Annotated in this window: 17 protein-coding genes; 1 reads left to right on the top strand and 16 read right to left on the bottom strand. The window is 43.1% G+C overall.

Annotated features, from left to right (window positions below; genetic code table 11):
* Window positions 1-3 precede the first annotated feature (3 nt).
* Window positions 4-249, bottom strand: a complete 246-nt coding sequence (locus tag JOD17_RS07735) for a YlmC/YmxH family sporulation protein (protein ID WP_042360205.1) — start codon at window positions 247-249, stop codon at window positions 4-6.
* A gap of 267 nt (window positions 250-516) precedes the next feature.
* On the opposite strand from JOD17_RS07735, the gene JOD17_RS07730 reads away from it, so the two are divergent.
* Window positions 517-1470: a nuclease-related domain-containing protein gene (locus JOD17_RS07730; protein WP_204696793.1), complete on the top strand. Its 954-nt coding sequence runs from the start codon at window positions 517-519 to the stop codon at window positions 1468-1470.
* A gap of 173 nt (window positions 1471-1643) precedes the next feature.
* On the opposite strand, the gene sigG is transcribed toward JOD17_RS07730, so the two are convergent.
* From sigG to rsmH, 15 genes are all read right to left on the bottom strand, one after another.
* A complete protein-coding gene (gene sigG, locus JOD17_RS07725; protein WP_042415459.1) occupies window positions 1644-2426 on the bottom strand; it encodes an RNA polymerase sporulation sigma factor SigG in 783 nt (260 codons plus the stop codon).
* A gap of 160 nt (window positions 2427-2586) precedes the next feature.
* Entirely contained in the window at window positions 2587-3291 is a 705-nt protein-coding gene (gene sigE / locus JOD17_RS07720; protein ID WP_042359894.1) for an RNA polymerase sporulation sigma factor SigE, read from the bottom strand.
* A gap of 41 nt (window positions 3292-3332) precedes the next feature.
* Window positions 3333-4238, bottom strand: coding sequence for a sigma-E processing peptidase SpoIIGA (locus JOD17_RS07715; protein WP_204696792.1), 906 nt, complete (start codon window positions 4236-4238; stop codon window positions 3333-3335).
* Between the two features lie 240 nt (window positions 4239-4478).
* Window positions 4479-5630 (bottom strand): cell division protein FtsZ, encoded by a 1152-nt coding sequence (ftsZ, locus tag JOD17_RS07710; RefSeq protein ID WP_204696791.1) that lies wholly within the window; start codon window positions 5628-5630, stop codon window positions 4479-4481.
* Window positions 5631-5664: 34 nt separating this feature from the next.
* The gene (ftsA, locus tag JOD17_RS07705) at window positions 5665-6951 is read right to left on the bottom strand and encodes a cell division protein FtsA (RefSeq protein WP_204696790.1); all 1287 of its coding nucleotides are present in this window, start codon (window positions 6949-6951) and stop codon (window positions 5665-5667) included.
* A gap of 250 nt (window positions 6952-7201) precedes the next feature.
* On the bottom strand, window positions 7202-8059 hold the full coding sequence (locus tag JOD17_RS07700; protein WP_204696789.1) for a cell division protein FtsQ/DivIB: 858 nt from the start codon (window positions 8057-8059) through the stop codon (window positions 7202-7204).
* Between the two features lie 26 nt (window positions 8060-8085).
* Window positions 8086-9177: an undecaprenyldiphospho-muramoylpentapeptide beta-N-acetylglucosaminyltransferase gene (gene murG, locus JOD17_RS07695; RefSeq protein ID WP_204696788.1), complete on the bottom strand. Its 1092-nt coding sequence runs from the start codon at window positions 9175-9177 to the stop codon at window positions 8086-8088.
* A gap of 22 nt (window positions 9178-9199) precedes the next feature.
* Window positions 9200-10303 carry a stage V sporulation protein E gene (spoVE, locus tag JOD17_RS07690; protein ID WP_204696787.1) on the bottom strand — a complete coding sequence of 368 codons (1104 nt, stop codon included), beginning with the start codon at window positions 10301-10303 and terminating at the stop codon, window positions 9200-9202.
* 92 nt (window positions 10304-10395) lie between these two features.
* On the bottom strand, window positions 10396-11751 hold the full coding sequence (murD, locus tag JOD17_RS07685; RefSeq protein WP_239575331.1) for a UDP-N-acetylmuramoyl-L-alanine--D-glutamate ligase: 1356 nt from the start codon (window positions 11749-11751) through the stop codon (window positions 10396-10398).
* Window positions 11748-12731, bottom strand: a complete 984-nt coding sequence (gene mraY, locus JOD17_RS07680; RefSeq protein ID WP_204696785.1) for a phospho-N-acetylmuramoyl-pentapeptide-transferase — start codon at window positions 12729-12731, stop codon at window positions 11748-11750. The genes murD and mraY overlap by 4 nt, the downstream gene beginning before the upstream one ends.
* A gap of 25 nt (window positions 12732-12756) precedes the next feature.
* Entirely contained in the window at window positions 12757-14226 is a 1470-nt protein-coding gene (locus JOD17_RS07675) for a UDP-N-acetylmuramoyl-L-alanyl-D-glutamate--2,6-diaminopimelate ligase (RefSeq protein WP_204696784.1), read from the bottom strand.
* A gap of 129 nt (window positions 14227-14355) precedes the next feature.
* On the bottom strand, window positions 14356-16293 hold the full coding sequence (locus JOD17_RS07670) for a stage V sporulation protein D (protein WP_204696783.1): 1938 nt from the start codon (window positions 16291-16293) through the stop codon (window positions 14356-14358).
* A gap of 142 nt (window positions 16294-16435) precedes the next feature.
* Window positions 16436-18676, bottom strand: coding sequence for a penicillin-binding transpeptidase domain-containing protein (locus JOD17_RS07665; protein WP_204696782.1), 2241 nt, complete (start codon window positions 18674-18676; stop codon window positions 16436-16438).
* Between the two features lie 26 nt (window positions 18677-18702).
* Window positions 18703-19065, bottom strand: coding sequence for a cell division protein FtsL (gene ftsL, locus JOD17_RS07660; protein ID WP_204696781.1), 363 nt, complete (start codon window positions 19063-19065; stop codon window positions 18703-18705).
* Window positions 19066-19085: 20 nt separating this feature from the next.
* Window positions 19086-20018 (bottom strand): 16S rRNA (cytosine(1402)-N(4))-methyltransferase RsmH, encoded by a 933-nt coding sequence (gene rsmH / locus JOD17_RS07655; protein ID WP_204697149.1) that lies wholly within the window; start codon window positions 20016-20018, stop codon window positions 19086-19088.
* Window positions 20019-20024: the final 6 nt, after the last annotated feature.

Here is a 20024-nt window from a genome sequence, read left to right as displayed (position 1 = left end):
ATGTCAAGAGTTATTGCCATAAACATAGACAAGGATTACATCCGTTCCAATCTTAGCAATCTGACTCCATGGAATAATCAATTCCTCTTCCTTTCCAAACATATTAAGCATCCGATTATTTCCCGTCACGACCAAAGATTCAATCATCCCCGTCGATAAATTAATATCCACATCACCAAGCGTCCCGAGCCGCTTACCCGTTTGAACATTCACAACCTCTTTTACTTGTAAATCGGTTATTTTAAGCATACTTGGACTCCTTTCTAATTAAAACATCCCTTGCTTATCCATATGATGACTTGGGAGGTTTTACGCCTCGTTTCCGTCTATTTAGCGCTCGTGTTTACGTTTGTTTGCGCTTGATGAACGCATGGTGTTTTTTGTGGGTTGTTGCAAGCATTAATACGGTATGTGAAATTATAATGTGTTTGAATTCTACAATCAGTACACTTCATCCCATTAATAATAAAGGGGTAATCAATCAAGAGTCGAATAACTCATTTAGGAGGTGTCACATTGCTCATTAATGAAACATTGCTTCAACTTCAAGCACTAGAAAAACGCTGCTTCGACTACGTCCCCGCTCTACATTCTGACATTGAAAAATTTAAAGCTGGTTTAAACGGTGAAACACAACTCTACAATCTTCTAAACGCCATTCAATTCCCACATTGGCAAGTACTCCACAACAAACGACTCCCCAGTTACGAACCGTATTACTTTCAACTCGACCTCATCGTACTCACATCCGACACCGTTTATCTTTTTGATACGAAACAGATGAAAGGACACATTCATTTTCACGACGATGAAACCGTTACAAAAACATCTGGTAATGAAACCGAAACGTTAAACAATCCGATTCATCAAGTCAAACGCCACGAACGGTTATTTCAAACGTTCCTCCATCAACAGCGCATCACAGCCCCGATCACCATTCGTCCGTATGTCGTTTTAACCTCTCCTTACACCGAACTCTCTTATCCACCTAGACTGCAAGAAGAAATCCAACGCTATGTTATTCGTGCAGAAGCTATTCCAAAACTTTTATCCAACGTTCATGATCCAATGACAGGTCATGGGAAAATAGCCAAAATCACATCACTCATAAACACAAATCATCGACCAAAGTGGCGAAACGTTTTGCATGATTATAATCTTACGTATGCCAATTTACGCCTCGGCCTCCCTTGTTCGCAATGTGATCATATTCCAGTGGAGCGAGCGTCTAATCACGTACGCTTCTATTGTAAAAAATGTCAGACCTATTCTTATGATAATATTCAAGCGGGGCTTGTTGATTATGCCCTACTCATCAATCGCTATTGCACAAACAAAGAAGCCAGGCAATTTTCAAACATACAAGATCGACATACAATGCTACGATCATTACAGAAAATGTCTCATTACAACCGCTATAAAAATAATAAAACCTATTATCGATTGATATTACCATGGGAACAAAAATGACTGCATATTAATTTTATTATGCAATACATCATAACGTTTTCTAGCTACAGTGAGTATTGCTTTTCGCTTGCTACACCCACGCTCCCGCTTGCTACACCCTCGCTCCCGCTTGCTACACCACTCTCCCCACCAAAAAACCCACCGCATTTTCGCGGTGGGTTCGGTTCACACATTTATCGGGTGTGTTTATTCATTTCTTGGATTGCGGCTTTTTCGAGTCGGGATACTTGGGCTTGGGATATGCCGATTTCTTCGGCGACTTCCATTTGTGTTTTCCCTTGGAAAAAGCGCATGTCTAGTATTTTCTTTTCCCGTTCGTTTAAACGGATCATTGCTTCTTGGATGGCAATGTGCTCGACCCATGTGGAGTCTTTTTCTTTTTCGTCGCTAATTTGGTCGAGGACGTAAATTGGGTCGCCGCCATCATTGTAGATTGGCTCGAATAATGAGACGGGGTCTTGAATGGCGTCTAATGCGTAGACGACTTCTTCTTTTGGTAAGTCTAATTCTTTTGCTATTTCCAGTACTGTCGGTTCGGTCGTGCGGTCTTTTTCTGCCATAAGGCGGTCTCTGACTTGTAATGCTTTGTACGCGGTGTCACGTAATGAACGCGAAACGCGAATCGGATTGTTGTCGCGTAAGTAGCGGCGGATTTCTCCGATAATCATCGGGACGGCGTACGTTGAAAACTTGACGTTGTGGCCTAAGTCAAAATTATCGATGGATTTCATCAGTCCTATGCAGCCGACTTGGAATAGATCGTCGACATATTCGCCACGATTGTTAAAACGTTGAATGACGCTAAGTACGAGTCGTAAATTTCCGTTTACGAGTGTTTCTCGTGCAGATTCTTCTCCGGATTGGAGCTTTTGGAAAAGGATGCGCATTTCATCGTTTTTAAGTACAGGTAATTTAGACGTATCAACTCCGCAGATCTCAACTTTGTTGCGTGTCACATATGTTCCCTCCCACGGCGTCATCGCAGTGAACGGTTCGTTCTTCCTGCTCACGTTCAGTATGTCCGCGGGAGGACTTTTTATGCGATCAATCTTTTCGTTTTATCTTTTAGATAGACAATAAATGGTATAAAAATGGCGGTAATCCTTCGCTTTTTCATTAAACCATTTTATTAAATTCTTTTCTTAGGCGGCGAATAATTCGTTTTTCCAGTCTTGAAATATAAGATTGAGAAATTCCTAACATATCTGCGACGTCTTTTTGTGTCTTCTCTTTCGTACCCGCAAGTCCAAATCGCAGTTCCATAATTTGTTTTTCACGGGGATTGAGTGTCGTTAATGCGCGGCGCAATAATGATTTATCAACTTTATCTTCAAGATCTCGTGTAATGATATCTTCTTCGGTTCCCATAACATCTGATAATAATAATTCATTGCCGTCCCAATCAACATTTAACGGTTCATCAAAAGAAATTTCAGAACGAGTTTTGTTGTTGCGTCTCAAATACATGAGAATCTCATTTTCAATACACCGCGATGCGTATGTTGCTAGTTTGATTTTTTTCTCGGGATTAAATGTGTTCACAGCTTTAATAAGGCCGATCGTTCCTATGCTAATCAAATCTTCAATGTTAATGCCGGTGTTTTCGAACTTTCGAGCGATGTAGACGACAAGGCGTAAGTTCCGTTCAATGAGGCGACTGCGTACTTCAGGATCTCCGTTTGGAAGCTTTTCTAAAAGCTCTGCTTCTTCTTCTTTGCTAAGAGGTGGAGGCAACGCTTCGCTACCGCCGATGTAGTACACTTCGTCGGGTTTAATGCCTAGTTTTTGGAGTAACTTATACCAATGAATCGTAAGTTTCATCTTTGATTTCTTCCACAATGTAAATCCCCCTCCGTTCGGCTTTATTCAGCTGGCACCATTTCAGGTGGGATGATGCATTGAAAACGATCTTCTGATGATACAGCACGGGTTTCAAATGCGATCAATGCTCGATTTAAAATGTGAGACGAGTCACCACTTACCATTTCAATTTCTGCTGCTTGGATCGCAAATAAAAATCCGTGTTCTTTGCCGATCGCTTGATATGGGATAATTCGAACATTTTCATTCCACGGATTTTCTCCTTTTGTACCTTCAGCACTCAACCATGTTGAAAAGCTTTCGAGTGAGTCATTTGTTAAAACAGATTCAAGAACGGAAAGAGTCGCGACCATAACTGGCTTTCTCGTAATAGGATCTTTCAAGTGGTTTCCGGTGTCGATGAGTGCTTTTGCATAAACGGATTCAACGATACCGTCCATTTGAATGCGAACGTTTATGATTTTATTTTCATTGCGTTTCTCTTCTTTTAGTGAGTGTTTTGTAATTTGCGTTAAGAGAATCACGACGGGTAATGTGGATAAGACGAGCAGCCCATGCATATGATCTAACGTAGCCCAGCTTGACGTCTGTTTCCACGTCTGTAGTAATTGTGATGATTGCCAAAACCATGTCATTGCAATGACGGCTCCGCCAGATAATAATGAAATGACATAAAACGTAAACGTCGTTTTAATGAACCGCGCGAATCGCTTAAAACCAAAAGCAAAGTATACGGTACAGATGCAAACGATCACTTGGCTTACTGGATGCAATAACATTGCGCCGTAGTCGGTTAACCATAGAAATAACGGTAAGCTCGTAATGAGTGCGACAAACAATACTCTGAAAAGAGAGAATTCATATCCTTGCCATTTGCCAGTCATGTAAAGGAGACTAGCAGTAACGACCGTATTTAATCCATAGATGACATCTATGTATAAGGTCAATGAACGCCCACTCCCTCCTCTCTAGACGGTTTCTGTTTTTCCTTGATTACTAGTATAGAGAGAATCGATTTCGAAGTATGTCATTTTCTCAGAGCATGTCTCTAACTCTTTTTACAGGTTTACGTATAAATGTGTCGAAATCCACGGCGACGTTGTAAGGAACGTCTGATTAATCACGATTTCACCATTCGACAATGCAAACATAAAAAAATAAGAGTCCAATAATTGGACTCTTATTTCTTATCTTCTTCTTCGACGATTGCGTAGAAACGCTGGTACGTCGATTGATTCGTCTTCTTGTTGTGGCTCTGGTTGTGGCGGCTCCTCGTAAACCGGTTGTTGCCGTTGTTCACGCGTCGGCTCCACTTCTTCACGTGGCGCTTGTTGGCGTTGCATCGATGAACCGCGAACTTTTTGTTGTTTCGCTTTCTTATCAGCAACGTCATCAAAACCAGTCGCGATAACCGTTACAACGATTTCTTCTTTCAGATTTTCATTGATTACGGAACCGAAAATCATGTTTACTTCTGGATCCGAGGCATCGGAAACAATCTCCGCTGCTTCATGAACTTCAAACAAGCTTAAGTTCGAACCACCTGTAATGTTCATGAGTACCCCTTGCGCTCCGTCTACAGACGTCTCAAGGAGTGGGCTTGATATGGCCTTTTTGGCTGCTTCTGCTGCACGATTCTCACCGGTTGCAATACCAATACCCATAAGTGCTGAACCTTTTTCACTCATGACTGTCTTCACGTCGGCGAAGTCAAGGTTGATTAAACCAGGAGTAGCAATTAAATCTGAAATCCCTTGTACACCTTGACGAAGAACGTTGTCTGCTTCACGGAATGCTTCAAGCATTGGCGTGTTTTTGTCAACAATCTCAAGCAAGCGATCGTTTGGAATTACGATTAGTGTATCAACTTTTTCCTTTAGAGCTTCGATACCGTTCTTCGCGTGCGTTGAACGCTTCTTACCTTCAAAAGAAAATGGTCGAGTGACGACACCTACCGTTAGCGCGCCGATTTCTTTGGCAACTTCTGCAATGACCGGTGCTGCTCCTGTTCCTGTACCTCCACCCATTCCAGCGGTGATAAATACCATGTCAGCACCTGTTAAACATTCTTCGAGCTGCTCTTTGCTTTCTTCAGCTGCTTTCTTCCCAATCTCTGGGTTCGCTCCTGCACCTAAACCACGCGTCAACTTTCCACCTAGTTGTAGTTTCGTTTCAGCTTGTGATAATTGCAATGCTTGAGCATCTGTATTTACAGCAATAAATTCTACGCCTTGTAGACCGTTTTCAATCATTCGGTTTACCGCGTTGGAACCGCCGCCTCCGACCCCAATAACTTTAATTTGGGCGAGTTGGTCCATGTCCATTTCAAACTCTAGCATCTCAGGTCCCCCTCATCAGTCAAATGTGCCTGTCCTATTCAAAAAACACTTTAAAGAAGTTACGTACGCGTTTTTTTACGCCAGGGCTATCTTCATTCGATTCTTCTAGTTCATTCGCAGAATGTCTTGATTTGCGATTTTGTTCTACTTTTGGTTGTGCGGATTCAGTTGTCGCAGCGACCATCTCTTTATTATGCATTCTAACATGCTTGTGAGCAAATTCAATGAGTCCAACTGCATTTGTATACCGTGGTTCTCTGACACCGATATAATCTGGAATCGCCATCCGGACGTTTCGACCGAGTACATCACGAGCTAGCTCGAGTGTGCCAGGAAGCATCACTCCGCCACCTGTGAGTACGACTCCTCCAGGAATATCACCTTCTGCGTCTAACGTTTCGTTTACGAGTTCGAAGATTTCTTCCATACGAGGCTCAATGATGTGAGCAAGATCTCGTTGAGAATATTCTTCGCCACTACCTTGACCCATCGGCGTAATTGTCGTAGTGACTTCATCACTACTGTCATCAATAAATGCATGACCGTGTTCTGTTTTCAATTGTTCAGCTTGTGTCATTGTCGTGCGCAACCCAACAGATAAATCATTGGTGACGTGTGATCCGCCAATTGGCATCACATACGTTGAGTGCAAACCACCGTTCTTAAAATAAGAAATGGTCGTTTGGCCACCACCAATGTCTACGAGTGCAACACCGAGCATTCTTTCATCGCTTGATACAGCAATTTCACCTGCAGCAAGTGGCTGCAAGAAGATGTCTGTAATTTCAAGGTTTGCTTTTTCAACGCATCGAAGTAAGTTATGTAAAACGGTTTTTGATCCTGTGACCAATAACCCTTCCATTTCCAAACGAACTCCGATCATCCCAGTTGGATCTGTAATTCCGTCATACCCATCAACGATGTATTGTAAGGGTACGATATCAACAATTTCACGATCGTGAGGAATGCTCACGACTGAAGCTGCATCGGTAACGCGATCAATATCTTCTGCTGTAATTTCTTTGTTTGGACTTGATACAGCTACGATTCCGTGTGTTTGATGGAGATCAATGTGGTTTCCGTTAATGCCGACAACCACTTGTTTAATTGACATCCCTACCATTCGCTCTGCTTTATCGACGGCTTCTCGAATTGCATTTACAGTGGCATCTATGTCAACGACTGCACCTTTTTTAATTCCAGTAGAAGCTGCATTGCCTACTCCAATAATGTTCAACATTCCTGCTGACATTTCCCCGATCATGACACGTACCTCGGCTGTACCAATATCAAGACTGACATAAATTGTGTTGTTGTCCATGAACGGTACCTCCTACTTGTAATGAAACGGCTTCGTTTCTATTACATTTCTTCTTAGTAATGAACCGAAATAAAATGACTACCGTTCTTCTTTAATTCGATTCGGGGATGTGAAAATCCTTTATCAGTTGTGAAAAAGAATTACTATGTACAAGTCTACACTAGAATTGATAAGGAGGAAAGCGAAAAACGCTCTAGATAAACGCTAGCACGAAAGCCACAGTTCCCAAATGGGAAGTGTGTCCATTAGATCAGTTATTTTCTCCTTCTTCAATGGGCTCTTCTGTAACTGGTTCTTCCTCAGTTTCTAGCCCACCATCACCCGTATCAATGTGCTCTTCATGAATCTCCCCGGCATACTCTTCAGGATTAAACGCTTCAAAGTAAGGGCTCATTTTCATGTGCAAAATTCCGTCCGAAGGCTCTGAGATTTGCCTTGCAACCGTTGGATAAGGCGCCATGTAGCTTGCGAAGTTTTCAATCGTCGTTTCTACTTCAATTCCGTCGTTCATGAATAAGCGAAGAAGTGTAGGATCGTCATCACTCGGATGAATCTCCGATATGTGATTGATCATTCCGCTACCAAGCTTGTCCAATTCAACGAAAAACGCTTCTAACAGCTCTTCGTTTTGCCAGTTAAAAATAATTGGTGCATCACTTGGGTAGGTGTCGAGCGATTGTTCATCCATTAATTGACCGTTCCCATAGACGGGAATAAATTGATCATTGCTATGCAAATAAGCCGTACGATCCCGTTCTTGGACAATAATTCGTAATGTTGTCGGGAGGGATCGTTCAATTGTCGCTTCTTCAATGTATGGAATTTGTTCAACTCGCTCTTTTGCACTACTGAGCGATTGTGACCATATGCTCTCACCACTTACGAGCGCACTTTGATCAATAATCTCACGAGTTTCTCCAGTGTAATTTCCTTCAACTTGGATTTGCTGTACATGACTTAGAGGAGATTGAAAGTAGACGACGATCCCAATAAGGATAAAGAAAATACTTAAATAAAAAATGAGACGGCGGTTGGCTCGCTTTTTCCTCTGTTCTTTTAACGCTGGTATTCGGTCGCTCACAGAGACGACATTTTGTTTGTCTGCCATAGAAATGTCCTCCTACCGTCCTGCTGTTATTCTTTGATTAATGTTTGGATCACTTTGATTAAACGATCACTCGCATCAGGAGTTCCTGCTTTTTGTGCAGCAAGCTTCATGTTGCTTTGCGTTTCTCCGTCAAAAATGTTGCGTAAGTCAGAAGCAAACTGTTCTGCTCCCCATTCATTTTCTTTACGGACAATTGCTGCACCTGCTTTTTCAAGCGCTCGTGCATTGTGTTCTTGATGGTTATTTGTTACATAAGGACTTGGAATCAGAATTGATGGAATCCCAATTGCTGTAATTTCTGAGAGGGTTGTTGCACCAGCACGACTAACGATTGCATCGACACTTTTTAAAACGCTCGGCATATCTGAAATAAATGGACGAATAACGACGTGTTGATTCGTCTCAATCGTTTCTAGTTGCTCTTTCACTTTATCATAATGAACGTCGCCCGTAACATAGAGAAATTGACAGATTTTGTCTTTTAACTGCGGAAGTGCTTCCAAAAACGCTTCATGAATCGGTCTTGCACCTCGACTACCTCCGACAATCAATACAGTAGGTACATTTGCATCCAGTCCATATTCATTTTGTAAATCGACGTTGTCTGCACGTAACGCTTCTTGAGCTCTTGGATTTCCAGTGTATACCGTCTTTTCTTTTGGAAAATAGTTCGTCGCTTCATCAAAACACGTCGCGACACGATCGACGTATCGACTTAAAAATTTATTCGTTAGCCCAGGAACACTGTTTTGTTCATGAATGATCGTTGGAACGTTTAACTTCGCTGCCGCATACATGACAGGACCCGCAACGTAGCCGCCTGTTCCAATCGCCACATCTGGTTGAAACGAACGAATCAATGATTTCGCTCGTTTCGTACCCATTAAAAAGCGCTTAATCGTTTTCACATTTTCGAAGGAAAGCTTTCGCTTAAATCCACTAATCTCAATCGTTTCAAACGGCAATGGGTGGTTTGGAACGATGTTTGCTTCTAAACCATTGGACGTACCGATATATAAGAAATGGGCGTCTGGGTACTGACGTTTAATTTCATTTGCAAGGGCAAGTGCAGGGTAAATGTGACCGCCTGTACCTCCACCAGTTAATAATACTTTCATTTTCCCACCTAATTTCAAAATATTAAACGCTTCTTGCGTGAGCGCTAATGTTTAATAGAATACCTAAAGCAACGAGCATGAGCGTAAGCGATGAGCCACCATAACTTAAGAGTGGCAGCGTAATCCCTGTTACTGGAATTAAGCCAATGACAACGCCGATGTTGATCGCTACTTGTACGAAAAGCATACCAACAATTCCGACCGCAAGATATGTGCCGAACGAATCAGGAGCAAGCAATGCAGCTCGAATCCCTCTCCATAAGATGACTGTAAACAAGAAGATCACCATCGCTCCTGCAATAAAGCCACCTTCTTCTGCAATCACGGCAAATATAAAATCCGTTTGAGGCTCGGGTAAGTAAAAGTATTTTTGTCTACTTTCACCAAAACCCATTCCAAACAATCCGCCTGGTCCAATCGCATAAAGTGATTGAATAATTTGAAACCCTGTTCCGAGTGGATCGCTCCACGGATCTAAAAACGATGTGATTCGGTCAATTCGGTAAGGTGCAGATGCAATCAGCCCTACAAATCCTAATACCCCAATCCCACCGAGAACAGCAAAGTGCTTAATCCTTGCTCCCGCAACGAATAAAATGATAAATGATGTTGCCACCATGACCGCTCCAGTACCTAAATCAGGTTGCAACATAATCATACCAAACGCTACAAAAATCGTTGCAAGCAGTGGCAAAAGCCCTTTTTTAAAGGACGACAGCAGTTGATTGTTATTGGAAAGCCAGTGTGCCAAAAACCCAATCATCGCAAGTTTCATAAACTCCGACGGTTGAATGGAGAAAGCACCTACACCAATCCAACTCTGGGCACCACCACGAATTAAGCCGACACCAGGAATGAGCACGAGAATAAGTAAACCAAAGCAGACAAAAAGTGCAGGTACGACATACCTTCTCATCTTCCAGTAGTCAAAGTGCATCATAATGACGAGACCAATGACACCGACAAATGCAAAGAGCGCTTGTCGCTTGGAGAAATAGAACGGATCGTTAAAACGATACTCCCCCCAAGCGGCACTCGCACTGTACACCATAATAACCCCGATAATTAGCAATGCACCAATGGCAAATAATAATAAACCATCGACCGGTTGTTTTGTATTTTTCACAGTTTCACCCCGTCACAACGCTGATTAAGCTGTTCTTGTTTGAACAGTCCTAATACAGCTTATGACGCGTGTTGCCGTAACATGTCCACCCTTTACTGAATTGCTTCAACAGCTTTCAAAAACGCTTCTCCACGCTCTTCAAAGGTTTTAAACTGATCCCAACTCGCACAAGCTGGAGACAGTAAAATAACGTCACCTTCGTCAGAGACTTCATACGCTTGTTCAACCGCTTCTTCAATCGTTTCATGTAGACCAATCGACTGAACACCTGCCGTTTGACCAGCACGCTTTAACTTCTCTTTCGTCTCACCATACGTTATAAGTGCTTTCACACTCGTTAAACTGGAGACGAGTTCATCAAACTCATTGCCACGATCCAATCCGCCTGCAATGAGTACAATTGGTTCGTTAAAGGCGCGTAGCGCTTTATCAGTCGCTAATATGTTCGTCGCTTTACTATCGTTATAGACTCTTCGTCCATTCAATTCTTTAACGAATTGCAATCGATGTTCAACACCACTAAATGACATTAACACGTGAGCAATAGCTTCTTTGTTAATGTTGCACGTCGTAGCGACTGCGATCGCTGCGAGGATGTTCTCCAAATTGTGCATGCCTGGGAGCACGATCTTGTCAATGGCAATGATCGGCTCACCATCAACTTGAATGACTTTCTTATTTTCATCTAAACTCACACCGTTTGATAACGTGGACTGGATTGAGAACGGTAGCGTTTTTGCTTTTGAACGGCTTGCAATTTCCTTAACCGTTGGATCATCTTCATTGTAGACGAGCACATCAGTAGCATCTTGAAAAGCGGTTACGTTCGCTTTTGAATCGACATAATCGTCTTTTGTACCATGATAATCCAAATGAGCGTCAAAGATGTTTAACAAGACGGCAACCTCTGGCTTAAAGTTAATCGTTCCTTTTAACTGGAAACTAGACACTTCTGTGACCATATAGTCGTCTTCATGAACCTTCTCTGCCACTTCACAAGCTGGCAAGCCGATGTTCCCTGCTAAAAACGCTCGTTTATCATCTGCAGCAATCATTTCTTCGATTAACTTTGTCGTTGTCGTTTTACCATTCGAACCAGTAATCGCAATGAGCGTCCCTTTAAGAATCTCACCCGCGAGCTCTACTTCCGTAACGACTGGAATGTTTTGTTGAATAGCTCCAAGAACGATTGGATTATCATAACGAATGCCCGGATTTTTTACGATAAAAGCTGGATTTTGTTCAAGAAGGTGCGGGGGATGCCCTCCGGTTACGAACGTAACCCCGAGGGCTTCTAATGCTTCAACGTTGTTTAACTCTTCTTTTGACTTGTATTCATTAACGACAACGTTTGCACCATGCTTTATTAGAAGGCGCGCAGCCGCTTCTCCGCTTCTAGCAAGCCCTAAAATTAAAACGTATTTATCTTGCAATTGATCCATCATCATAAATCTAACACCCCAATGTACACGCCAAGCACCGCAAAGATTAATCCAGCGACCCAAAAGACGATAACCACTTTCCATTCAGACCAACCGACAAGCTCATAATGATGATGGAGTGGACTCATCTTAAATACTCGCTTCTTCGTTAGCTTATAGGACGTTACTTGAATGATGACAGAAAGCGTCTCAATGACGAACACAGCACCAATTAAGACGAGAAGAATTTCCATCTCAATCAAAATTGCAATCGCCGCAATCGCACCACCTAATGCAAGGGACCCTGTGTCACCCATAAATACTTTAGCTGGGTGCGCATTAAAGACAAGGAAACCGAGTACCGCACCAACAACTGCCGCTGAGAAGATCGCAACTTCTGTAAATCCGGCAGCCCATGCGAGCACGGTGAAAGCACCAAATGCAATTGCAGATGTACCTGCAAGCAGTCCATCTAGGCCATCCGTTAAATTCACAGCGTTGGAAGCGCCGACGAGCATCACTGCAACGAGCAGCAAGTACAACCAACCGATATCAATGGATAGTGAAGTAGCTGGAATGTGCACACTCGTAGAAAATTCATATTGACGAAGTACGAAATAGAAGATCGCAGCAACGACAAGTTGTGCTAGAAGTTTTTGTTTTGAATTTAAACCGAGGTTTCGTTTCATGACAACTTTAATAAAGTCATCAAGAAATCCGACGAGACCAAAGGCTACGGTTACGAGCAACAATAACCATATGCGATAATCGAGCTCTAGTTGCGGTACGAACGCGATGACGATAAACACCGTCAAAACGATACTAATGAGTACAACGATGCCTCCCATCGTTGGCGTACCACTTTTCTTTTGATGACTTTTTGGTCCTTCGTCGCGAATGCTTTGCCCAAACTTCATACGGTGAAGCATTGGAATAAACAATGGGGAAAGAGCAACGCATAAAACAAATGCAGTTGCAATCGCGATGAGTATAACGGGTTCAAACATGTAAGCTCTCTCCTTTCACCATTGTTTACGCTTGGCTTAACCGTTTCATAATCGCTTCTTTCGCAACTTCACGATCGTCAAAATCATGAAATACGCCGTTTACTTCTTGATACGTTTCGTGACCTTTACCAGCAATGACAATCACGTCATCTTTCGTTGCTTTAGAAATCGCATAATCAATCGCTTCCGTTCGGTTCACGATCACTTCATAACGATTTGTTTGTACACCTGCAACCATGTCACGCAGAATATGTTCTGGATCTTCTGATCTCGGGTTGTCACTCGTGAAAATCGCGAGATCTGCAAAACTCTCAGCAATTCTAGCCATTTCTGGACGTTTCGTACGATCACGATCCCCACCACAGCCAACAACGACGTAGACATTTTTCGTTGCAAGGTCTTTAACGGTTTGCATAATGTTGTCAAGGCTGTCTGCCGTGTGGGCATAATCAACAATAACGGCATAATCTTGGCCTATGTTCACCGTTTCAAATCGACCTGGAATTGGCTTACTTGCTTCTAAGCTAGATTTAATCGTCTCTAGGGAAATCCCTGAGACGTACGCTGCACTAGCTGCCGCTAACGCATTATAGACGTTAAACCTTCCGACCATTTTAAGATCGAGGTCGATCGATTGATCGCCAATTTCTAACGTAAAAAATGTACCTGAAGGCGTTTGACGTAAGTTCTTCCCACGAACATCCGCTTTATCACTTAGTCCATACGTAATGACTGGAGCTGCTGTTGCTTGCATGAGTTCTGCACTCACTGGGTCATCGATGTTTAAAACGGCTGCTTTTAACTCATCCGCGTATCGGTTCCCGAGTTGAGAGAATAATAAACTCTTCGCGTGCTTATAATTGTCAATGGTTTCATGATAATCTAAGTGGTCAGCAGTCAGGTTCGTAAAAACAGCTACGTTAAAGTCCGTCCCACGAACACGACCGAGTGCGAGCGCTTGTGAACTCACTTCCATTGCCACATCTGTAACGCCTGCATCAGCCATGTCACGGAAGGTTTTTTGTAGTAGCAATGATTCTGGCGTTGTGTTCTTCGATTCAAACGTCTCGTTTGCATACTTTGTATACAATGTCCCGATTAAACCTAATGAACGTTTTGCTTCGTTAAAGATGTTTTCAATTAAGTGTGTTGTTGTTGTCTTTCCATTCGTCCCTGTTACTCCGATCACATTTAATTGTTTTGTCGGATCGTCATAAAACTTCGCCGCGATTTGTGCCAACGCACGATACGAATCTTTCACGACAATAACTGGAATCGAAACGTTAAGTACCTCTTCAGCGATAATTGCACTTGCACCTTTTTGCTCGGCTTGTTCGGCGAACGAATGACCGTCCACTGTAAAGCCTCGAAGTGCAACGAAGAGAGACCCTGATTGAATTTTTCTAGAGTCCATTTCTACAGATGTAATTGTAGGGTTATGTGAAGTTGATTTTTGGAAGACGAGTAGGTCTTCAGTTAGATCATATAATTTCATTTTTACCACTCACTTTCATTCTCACAAGCAATTATTATATCATTAATAGCTTCTTATATGGTCACAATTTCTAAGTACACGCAAAAAACTTACGAAAGACTCTTATGTATAAGCAATCAGCCAAGGAAATTAGTCCCTTGGCTGTTCTTCATCCCCCATAAAGATCCGGACTGTAGATCCTTCTTCCACTCGTTCGCCTGCTGCTGGTGATTGACGTTGGATAAATTCACCATTTCCTTGAATATCAAGTTCTAACGGATAACTCGCATCGTGAATGTCTCGAAGGGTCAATCCAGTAAGATCAGGAACTTCTAAAACCGGTACGTCCGTCCACGTTAATTTCTTCTCGATTTGATCCTCTCGTTTAGGGACGCCAAGCGCTTCTAAACTATCGCCAATAATCTTACCTGCAATAGGTGCGGAAACAACACCACCAAACTGAACCGTGTTTTTCGGATTGTCTACAGCGACGTAGACGACGATTTGTGGATCATCAGCTGGGGCAAACCCGATAAATGAAACGATATGATTGTTTTCCAAGTATCGACCACCAGAAGCCTTTTGAGCGGTACCTGTTTTGCCACCTACTCGGTAGCCATCAACAAATGCTTTTCCACCTGTGCCTTGAGCGACTACGTTCTCAAGGGCACGACGCACTTCTTTAGACGTCTCTTCTGAGATGACGTTACGTTTTGCGATTGGCATTTGACTGTCAATCACCATATCTGTATCAGGGTTAATCCAATCTTTTGCAATAAACGGTTGGTATAACGTTCCACCATTTACTGCTGCGGCAACGGCGGCAACTTGTTGAATCGGTGTAACGGCAACCCCTTGACCGAATGCGGTCGTCGCACGTTCGAGCGGACCGACATTTTCTTCTTTAAATAGAATGCCAGATCCTTCGCCGTCCATATCAATGCCTGTCTCTTCACCGAAACCAAAAGCTCGAATGTAGTCAAATAACTTCTCTGTACCTAAGCGTTCCCCAAGAACAACAAAGCCTGGGTTACAAGAGTTTTGTACAACTTCTAGAAACGTTTGACTGCCATGCCCACCTTTTTTCCAACAGCGAAGCCGATGTCCTGCCACTTCAATTGACCCACTATCGTAATAGTGATCATTATCTAGGTCAACTTTATTCTCTTCTAGTGCAGCTGCAAGCGTTATGATTTTGAACGTTGACCCGGGTTCATACTGCGCCCAAATCGGGCGATTCTGATTGTAAATCTCTGGTGATACGGCTTGATAATCGTCTGGGTTAAAGTGAGGGCGACTAGACATGCCAAGGATTTCTCCAGATTGTGGATCCATCGCAATCGCGAGCGCACCGTCTGGATTATACGTTGCTTCTGCATTATCAAGCTCACGTTCAATAATTTTTTGCACCCGATCGTCGATCGTTAACTTTACGTCCATTCCATTTTGTGGTGGTTGATATTGATCAGCCATATCTGGAAGACGACGACCTTGTGCATCTGAAAAGAAGGATACGTGACCACTTTGTCCTGCCAATTTGTCGTCATAAAAACTTTCCAAACCGACTAAGCCTTGATTATCAATCCCAGCGAAGCCGAGTACGTGTGCGAGGTGTTCACCTTGTGGATAATGACGCTTATTGTCTTCAACAATATAAACGCCTGAATGGCGCATTTTACGTATATCACTAGCCACCTCTTGATCAATCTTTCGGCCATCTGGATTAATTCTTACGATTGAGCTGTTCTCAGTCACTTGACGGTAGATTCGCTCTTTATCTCCGTCTAGTAAATCTGCAAGCATTGCCGCCGTTTCTTCAGGATGATCAATTTGCCGTGGAACGACGAGCACAGACGGTGCACTAACATTTGTTGCCAACACTTCTCCATTTCGATCCAAGATCTCTCCTCGTTCTGCTTCAAAAGGTAAATCACGGCTCCATGAATCTTCAGCAGCTCCTGTAAGCCAGCCACCAAGACCAAACTGTACATACCCTAGTCTTGCCATTAATACAATTGCCAAAACGAGGCCAATGATTAAAAAGAAAAAGAGGCGTTTACGTACGAGCGTTTTTGTTATTTTTGACATAAAAGGGCCACCTTTAACGAGAGGTTCAAAAAAAGGAGGGCTAATGTGTAGCGTATACGTTCGACGCTTTTCAAAAGTCCTCCGATTACGGTCTGTCCCTTTTACGATATGCTTGTACGGTTCTAATCAGAACTGCAAACGATTATTCTACTGGTTCCTCTTCTTCTGGTGATTCTTCTACTTCTTCTGTTGGTGACTCTTCAGATGACCCTTCCGCTTCATCTGGCAGCGATTCTTCATCTTCATCGTCTAAAGCACTTCGGTCTGTTGTAAATGCAACGTCAATCGTTTCTACTCCAGATAATGACGCCCCAGGTTCTAATGATTGATTCATTGCAAAACCGTTACCTTCCACATGAATGTCAAGGTCTGCAACCACACCAAACTTCATCACATCTCGTTGCGACCATCCTGTAAAGTCAGGCATGATACTTTCGCCACCAGTATGAAGAAAGATCTTTTCACCTGCTAAAACTTTGTCGTGGGCGTCAGGGTATTGTTTTTCAACCCGGTTGCCATCACCTATTACTACTGCGTCAAGGTTATGCTCTTGCAACTCTTCCACAGCACGATTAATTCTAGATCCAGTCACATCGGTCACTTCAGTACCTTCTGGTTGATACTCATCAGCATCAAGACCATATGACGTTAAATTCAAGTATTGGATACTCTGTTTTAACACCGTATTAAAAATCTCAGCGACAGCTCCGTTACCACTTCTACCATCAGGCATATTCGGTCGATCTACAGCAACGTAAACAATAAGTTCAGGATCGTCATACGGGGCCATCCCTAAAAAGGAAAAGATGTTCTGATTATGGCCGTTCAAATATCCACCTTCACTCGGAATTTGTGCCGTACCCGTCTTCCCTGCAACTTCAATTCCTTCTACTTGATACGGTTGACCCGTACCAATATCACTGTACACAACATCGCGTAATTGACTTTTCACTTGGTTTGCTGTTTCTTCAGAGATCGGCTGACCTGAAAGCTCAGGTTCATGTTCATACGTGACGTCTCCTGTATTCGGGTTAACGATTTTGTCGATTAAATATGGCTGAACCATATCGCCACCGTTGGCGATTGCCGTTGCCGCTTGAACTTGTTGAATCGGTGTAACGGCCGATGCTTGTCCAAACCCTGAATAGATGGCCCCTAAGTCATTTTCAGACATTAAGCCTGAAGCTTCCATCGGCAAACCAATCCCAGTCGGTCTTCCAAATCCGAAGCGTTCCATATATTCATAGAATCGGTCTGCACCGAGCTTGTCATTAACAATGCTTGCAAAAGCAGTGTTTGCCGACCTCGGCATCGCTTCTTTATAAGGAATGTCTCCCCAACCTCGTCCTTGATTGTGGTCACGAATGAGCGGGGTATCACTATATCCAGTGCTATACGTTCCCGATTGGAAATACTCTTCGTCATCGTATACGCCTTCTTCAATCGCTGCAGCCATCGTAAACATCTTCATCGTCGAGCCTGGTTCGAAATGGTCAGACACGGTAAAGTTCATATGGTTCGAGATCGATTGATAATAATTTGGATTAAACGACGGACGATTACTCATCGCGAGTACTTCACCTGTTTTCGGATCCGCAACGATCGCCATCATGCGCTCAGGATCGTACAGCGTTTCAGCAACCGTTAGTGCTTGTTCAACGGCAAGTTGAATGTGTGAATGCAACGTCAAGTAGACGTCTTGTCCGTGATACGCTTCTTCCATCTCACGCGCCTCACCGGGCAATGGCACACCGTTTCGGGCACGTAAATAACTATACGAGCCTCCACTTCCGAGTAGATACTCATCTAACGACGATTCCAACCCCATTGCTGGTTCATCCTCGCTTCGATCAAAATATCCAACGACATGAGAAGCAAAGTCTTGGTTCGGATAATATCGTCTTGGTTCCGTTTTGAATTCAATCCCCGCAAGTTCTAAGTCCTCAATGTTTTCTTTTTCTTCATACGTTAATTGACGAGAGCCGCTTCCTAATTCAACTTGGAAACGATCTGCATCGACACCTCTTTGCAACATATCTCTTAATTCGTTCGTTTCAAGACCAATATAAGGCGCTAACTGCTCAGCAGTGTGATCAATATCTTCTACAGCTTCATAGCCATAATCATCTTTAAGAATGGCTTGGACTGAATAAGAGGACACTTCTTCTGCAATGGCACTTCCGTTACTCGTGTAAATCGTTCCCCTTTCACCGTGTAACGGTTGCTCACTCGTCCACTGACTTTCTGCATACGCCATATAGTCGTGCTCGCTCGTCCCTTTTGCTACTTGTACATATAAAAAACGTCCGCCAATGACTGCCAAAAAAAGCGCAGCAACGGCGAACACGGTTAACGCTCGGTATACGATCGTTGTACGTTTCACAACACCACCACCTTGCTCGATGCGTACTATTCGTTACCTGTTACAACCTGCACATTGGCTTCATTTAACTCCATACCATGCTCCTGTGCTAAGTGTAGAATTCGCTCAGGGTCACTTAATTCCGCGACTTGTAAATCCAATCCAGCATTACGCTCTTGTTGAGCTGCAATGTCACGCTCCAACGTGTCAATGCTACTGTTTTGACCGTAAATGGTCGCGTAGTTGGAGATCATAAAAAGGGCAGTCGTCACAACAATGGCAAGAATCATGAACATGATGCATTTTTCACCAAGAGTAATTCGTTTATGAATACGCTTTTTTACGGTACGTACATCTTGACTTTGATGATGCTCTTCAACATGTTGATGTTTATGTGCGAATTGACTCATTGCTGCCTCCCTCGATTTGATTACTTTATTTTTTCTACGACGCGAAGACGAGCAGAACGGGCTCTACGGTTGTGTTCAATTTCCTCGTCACTCGGTAAAATTGGTTTCTTTTTTACCCAGCGCATCGACGGTTCTAATTCTTCAGGGATCACTGGTAAACCTGGCGGAAGCTTTGGTAAGCGACAAAATTCGTCTAATGTCGACTTCGTTAAGCGATCTTCTAACGAATGAAACGTAATGACCGCGATGCGTCCATTCAAGTTCATCATGGATACAAAATCGGATAACGCACGCTCAAACGATTGCAATTCATCATTAACTGCAATCCGAATCGCTTGAAACGTTCGCTTAGCAGGATGTCCCCCAGTCCTTCTCGCTGCAGCTGGAATTCCTTCTTTAATGAGCTCAACGAGTTGGTCGGTCGTTTCGATTGGCTCTTTCATCCGTGCTCTTTCAATCGCGCGTGCAATTTGCTTTGCAAATTTCTCTTCCCCGTAGCGATAAATCATCTGTGATAATTGTTCAAAACTCCACTCGTTAACGACTTCTTTCGCTGACAACGGTTGACGCCTGTCCATTCTCATATCAAGCGGAGCATCCCCTTGGTAACTAAACCCTCGGGATTTATCATCAAATTGCGGTGAAGATACACCAAGGTCGAACAAAACGCCATCAATCTGTTCAACACCTAGTGAACGAAGCGTCGGTACCGCTTCTTTAAAGTTGACGTGAGTAAGTATTAAACGTCGTTCATCTGCGAATCGTTCTTTCGCTGACAAAATCGCTTCCTCATCTGCATCAAAAGCGTACAGCCTACCTTGATCATTTAACTGTTCTAAGATGTGCGATGAGTGTCCTCCCCTGCCGAAAGTACAATCGACATAGACACCATCGGGTTTGATATCCAAATAGTCAACGGCTTCTTGTAGAAGCACAGTTTCATGCTTAAAAATCGTTGC

Origin of the sequence: Geomicrobium sediminis, assembly GCF_016908595.1 — a bacterium.
GTDB classification, from domain to species: Bacteria; Bacillota; Bacilli; order Bacillales; family Marinococcaceae; genus Geomicrobium_A; species Geomicrobium_A sediminis.
This window is presented reverse-complemented; position numbering and strand designations above follow the sequence as displayed.

Excerpts from the sequence above, each read along its gene's own strand:
- JOD17_RS07700 (WP_204696789.1), bottom strand. The coding sequence starts at position 8,059 with ATGGCAGACAAACAAAATGTCGTCTCTGTGAGCGACCGAATACCAGCG.
- JOD17_RS07670 (WP_204696783.1), bottom strand. The coding sequence starts at position 16,293 with ATGTCAAAAATAACAAAAACGCTCGTACGTAAACGCCTCTTTTTCTTT.
- ftsL (WP_204696781.1), bottom strand. The coding sequence starts at position 19,065 with ATGAGTCAATTCGCACATAAACATCAACATGTTGAAGAGCATCATCAA.
- JOD17_RS07675 (WP_204696784.1), bottom strand. The coding sequence starts at position 14,226 with ATGAAATTATATGATCTAACTGAAGACCTACTCGTCTTCCAAAAATCA.
- mraY (WP_204696785.1), bottom strand. The coding sequence starts at position 12,731 with ATGTTTGAACCCGTTATACTCATCGCGATTGCAACTGCATTTGTTTTA.
- murD (WP_239575331.1), bottom strand. The coding sequence starts at position 11,751 with ATGATGATGGATCAATTGCAAGATAAATACGTTTTAATTTTAGGGCTT.
- sigE (WP_042359894.1), bottom strand. The coding sequence starts at position 3,291 with ATGAAACTTACGATTCATTGGTATAAGTTACTCCAAAAACTAGGCATT.
- ftsZ (WP_204696791.1), bottom strand. The coding sequence starts at position 5,630 with ATGCTAGAGTTTGAAATGGACATGGACCAACTCGCCCAAATTAAAGTT.
- ftsA (WP_204696790.1), bottom strand. The coding sequence starts at position 6,951 with ATGGACAACAACACAATTTATGTCAGTCTTGATATTGGTACAGCCGAG.
- murG (WP_204696788.1), bottom strand. The coding sequence starts at position 9,177 with ATGAAAGTATTATTAACTGGTGGAGGTACAGGCGGTCACATTTACCCT.
- JOD17_RS07735 (WP_042360205.1), bottom strand. The coding sequence starts at position 249 with ATGCTTAAAATAACCGATTTACAAGTAAAAGAGGTTGTGAATGTTCAA.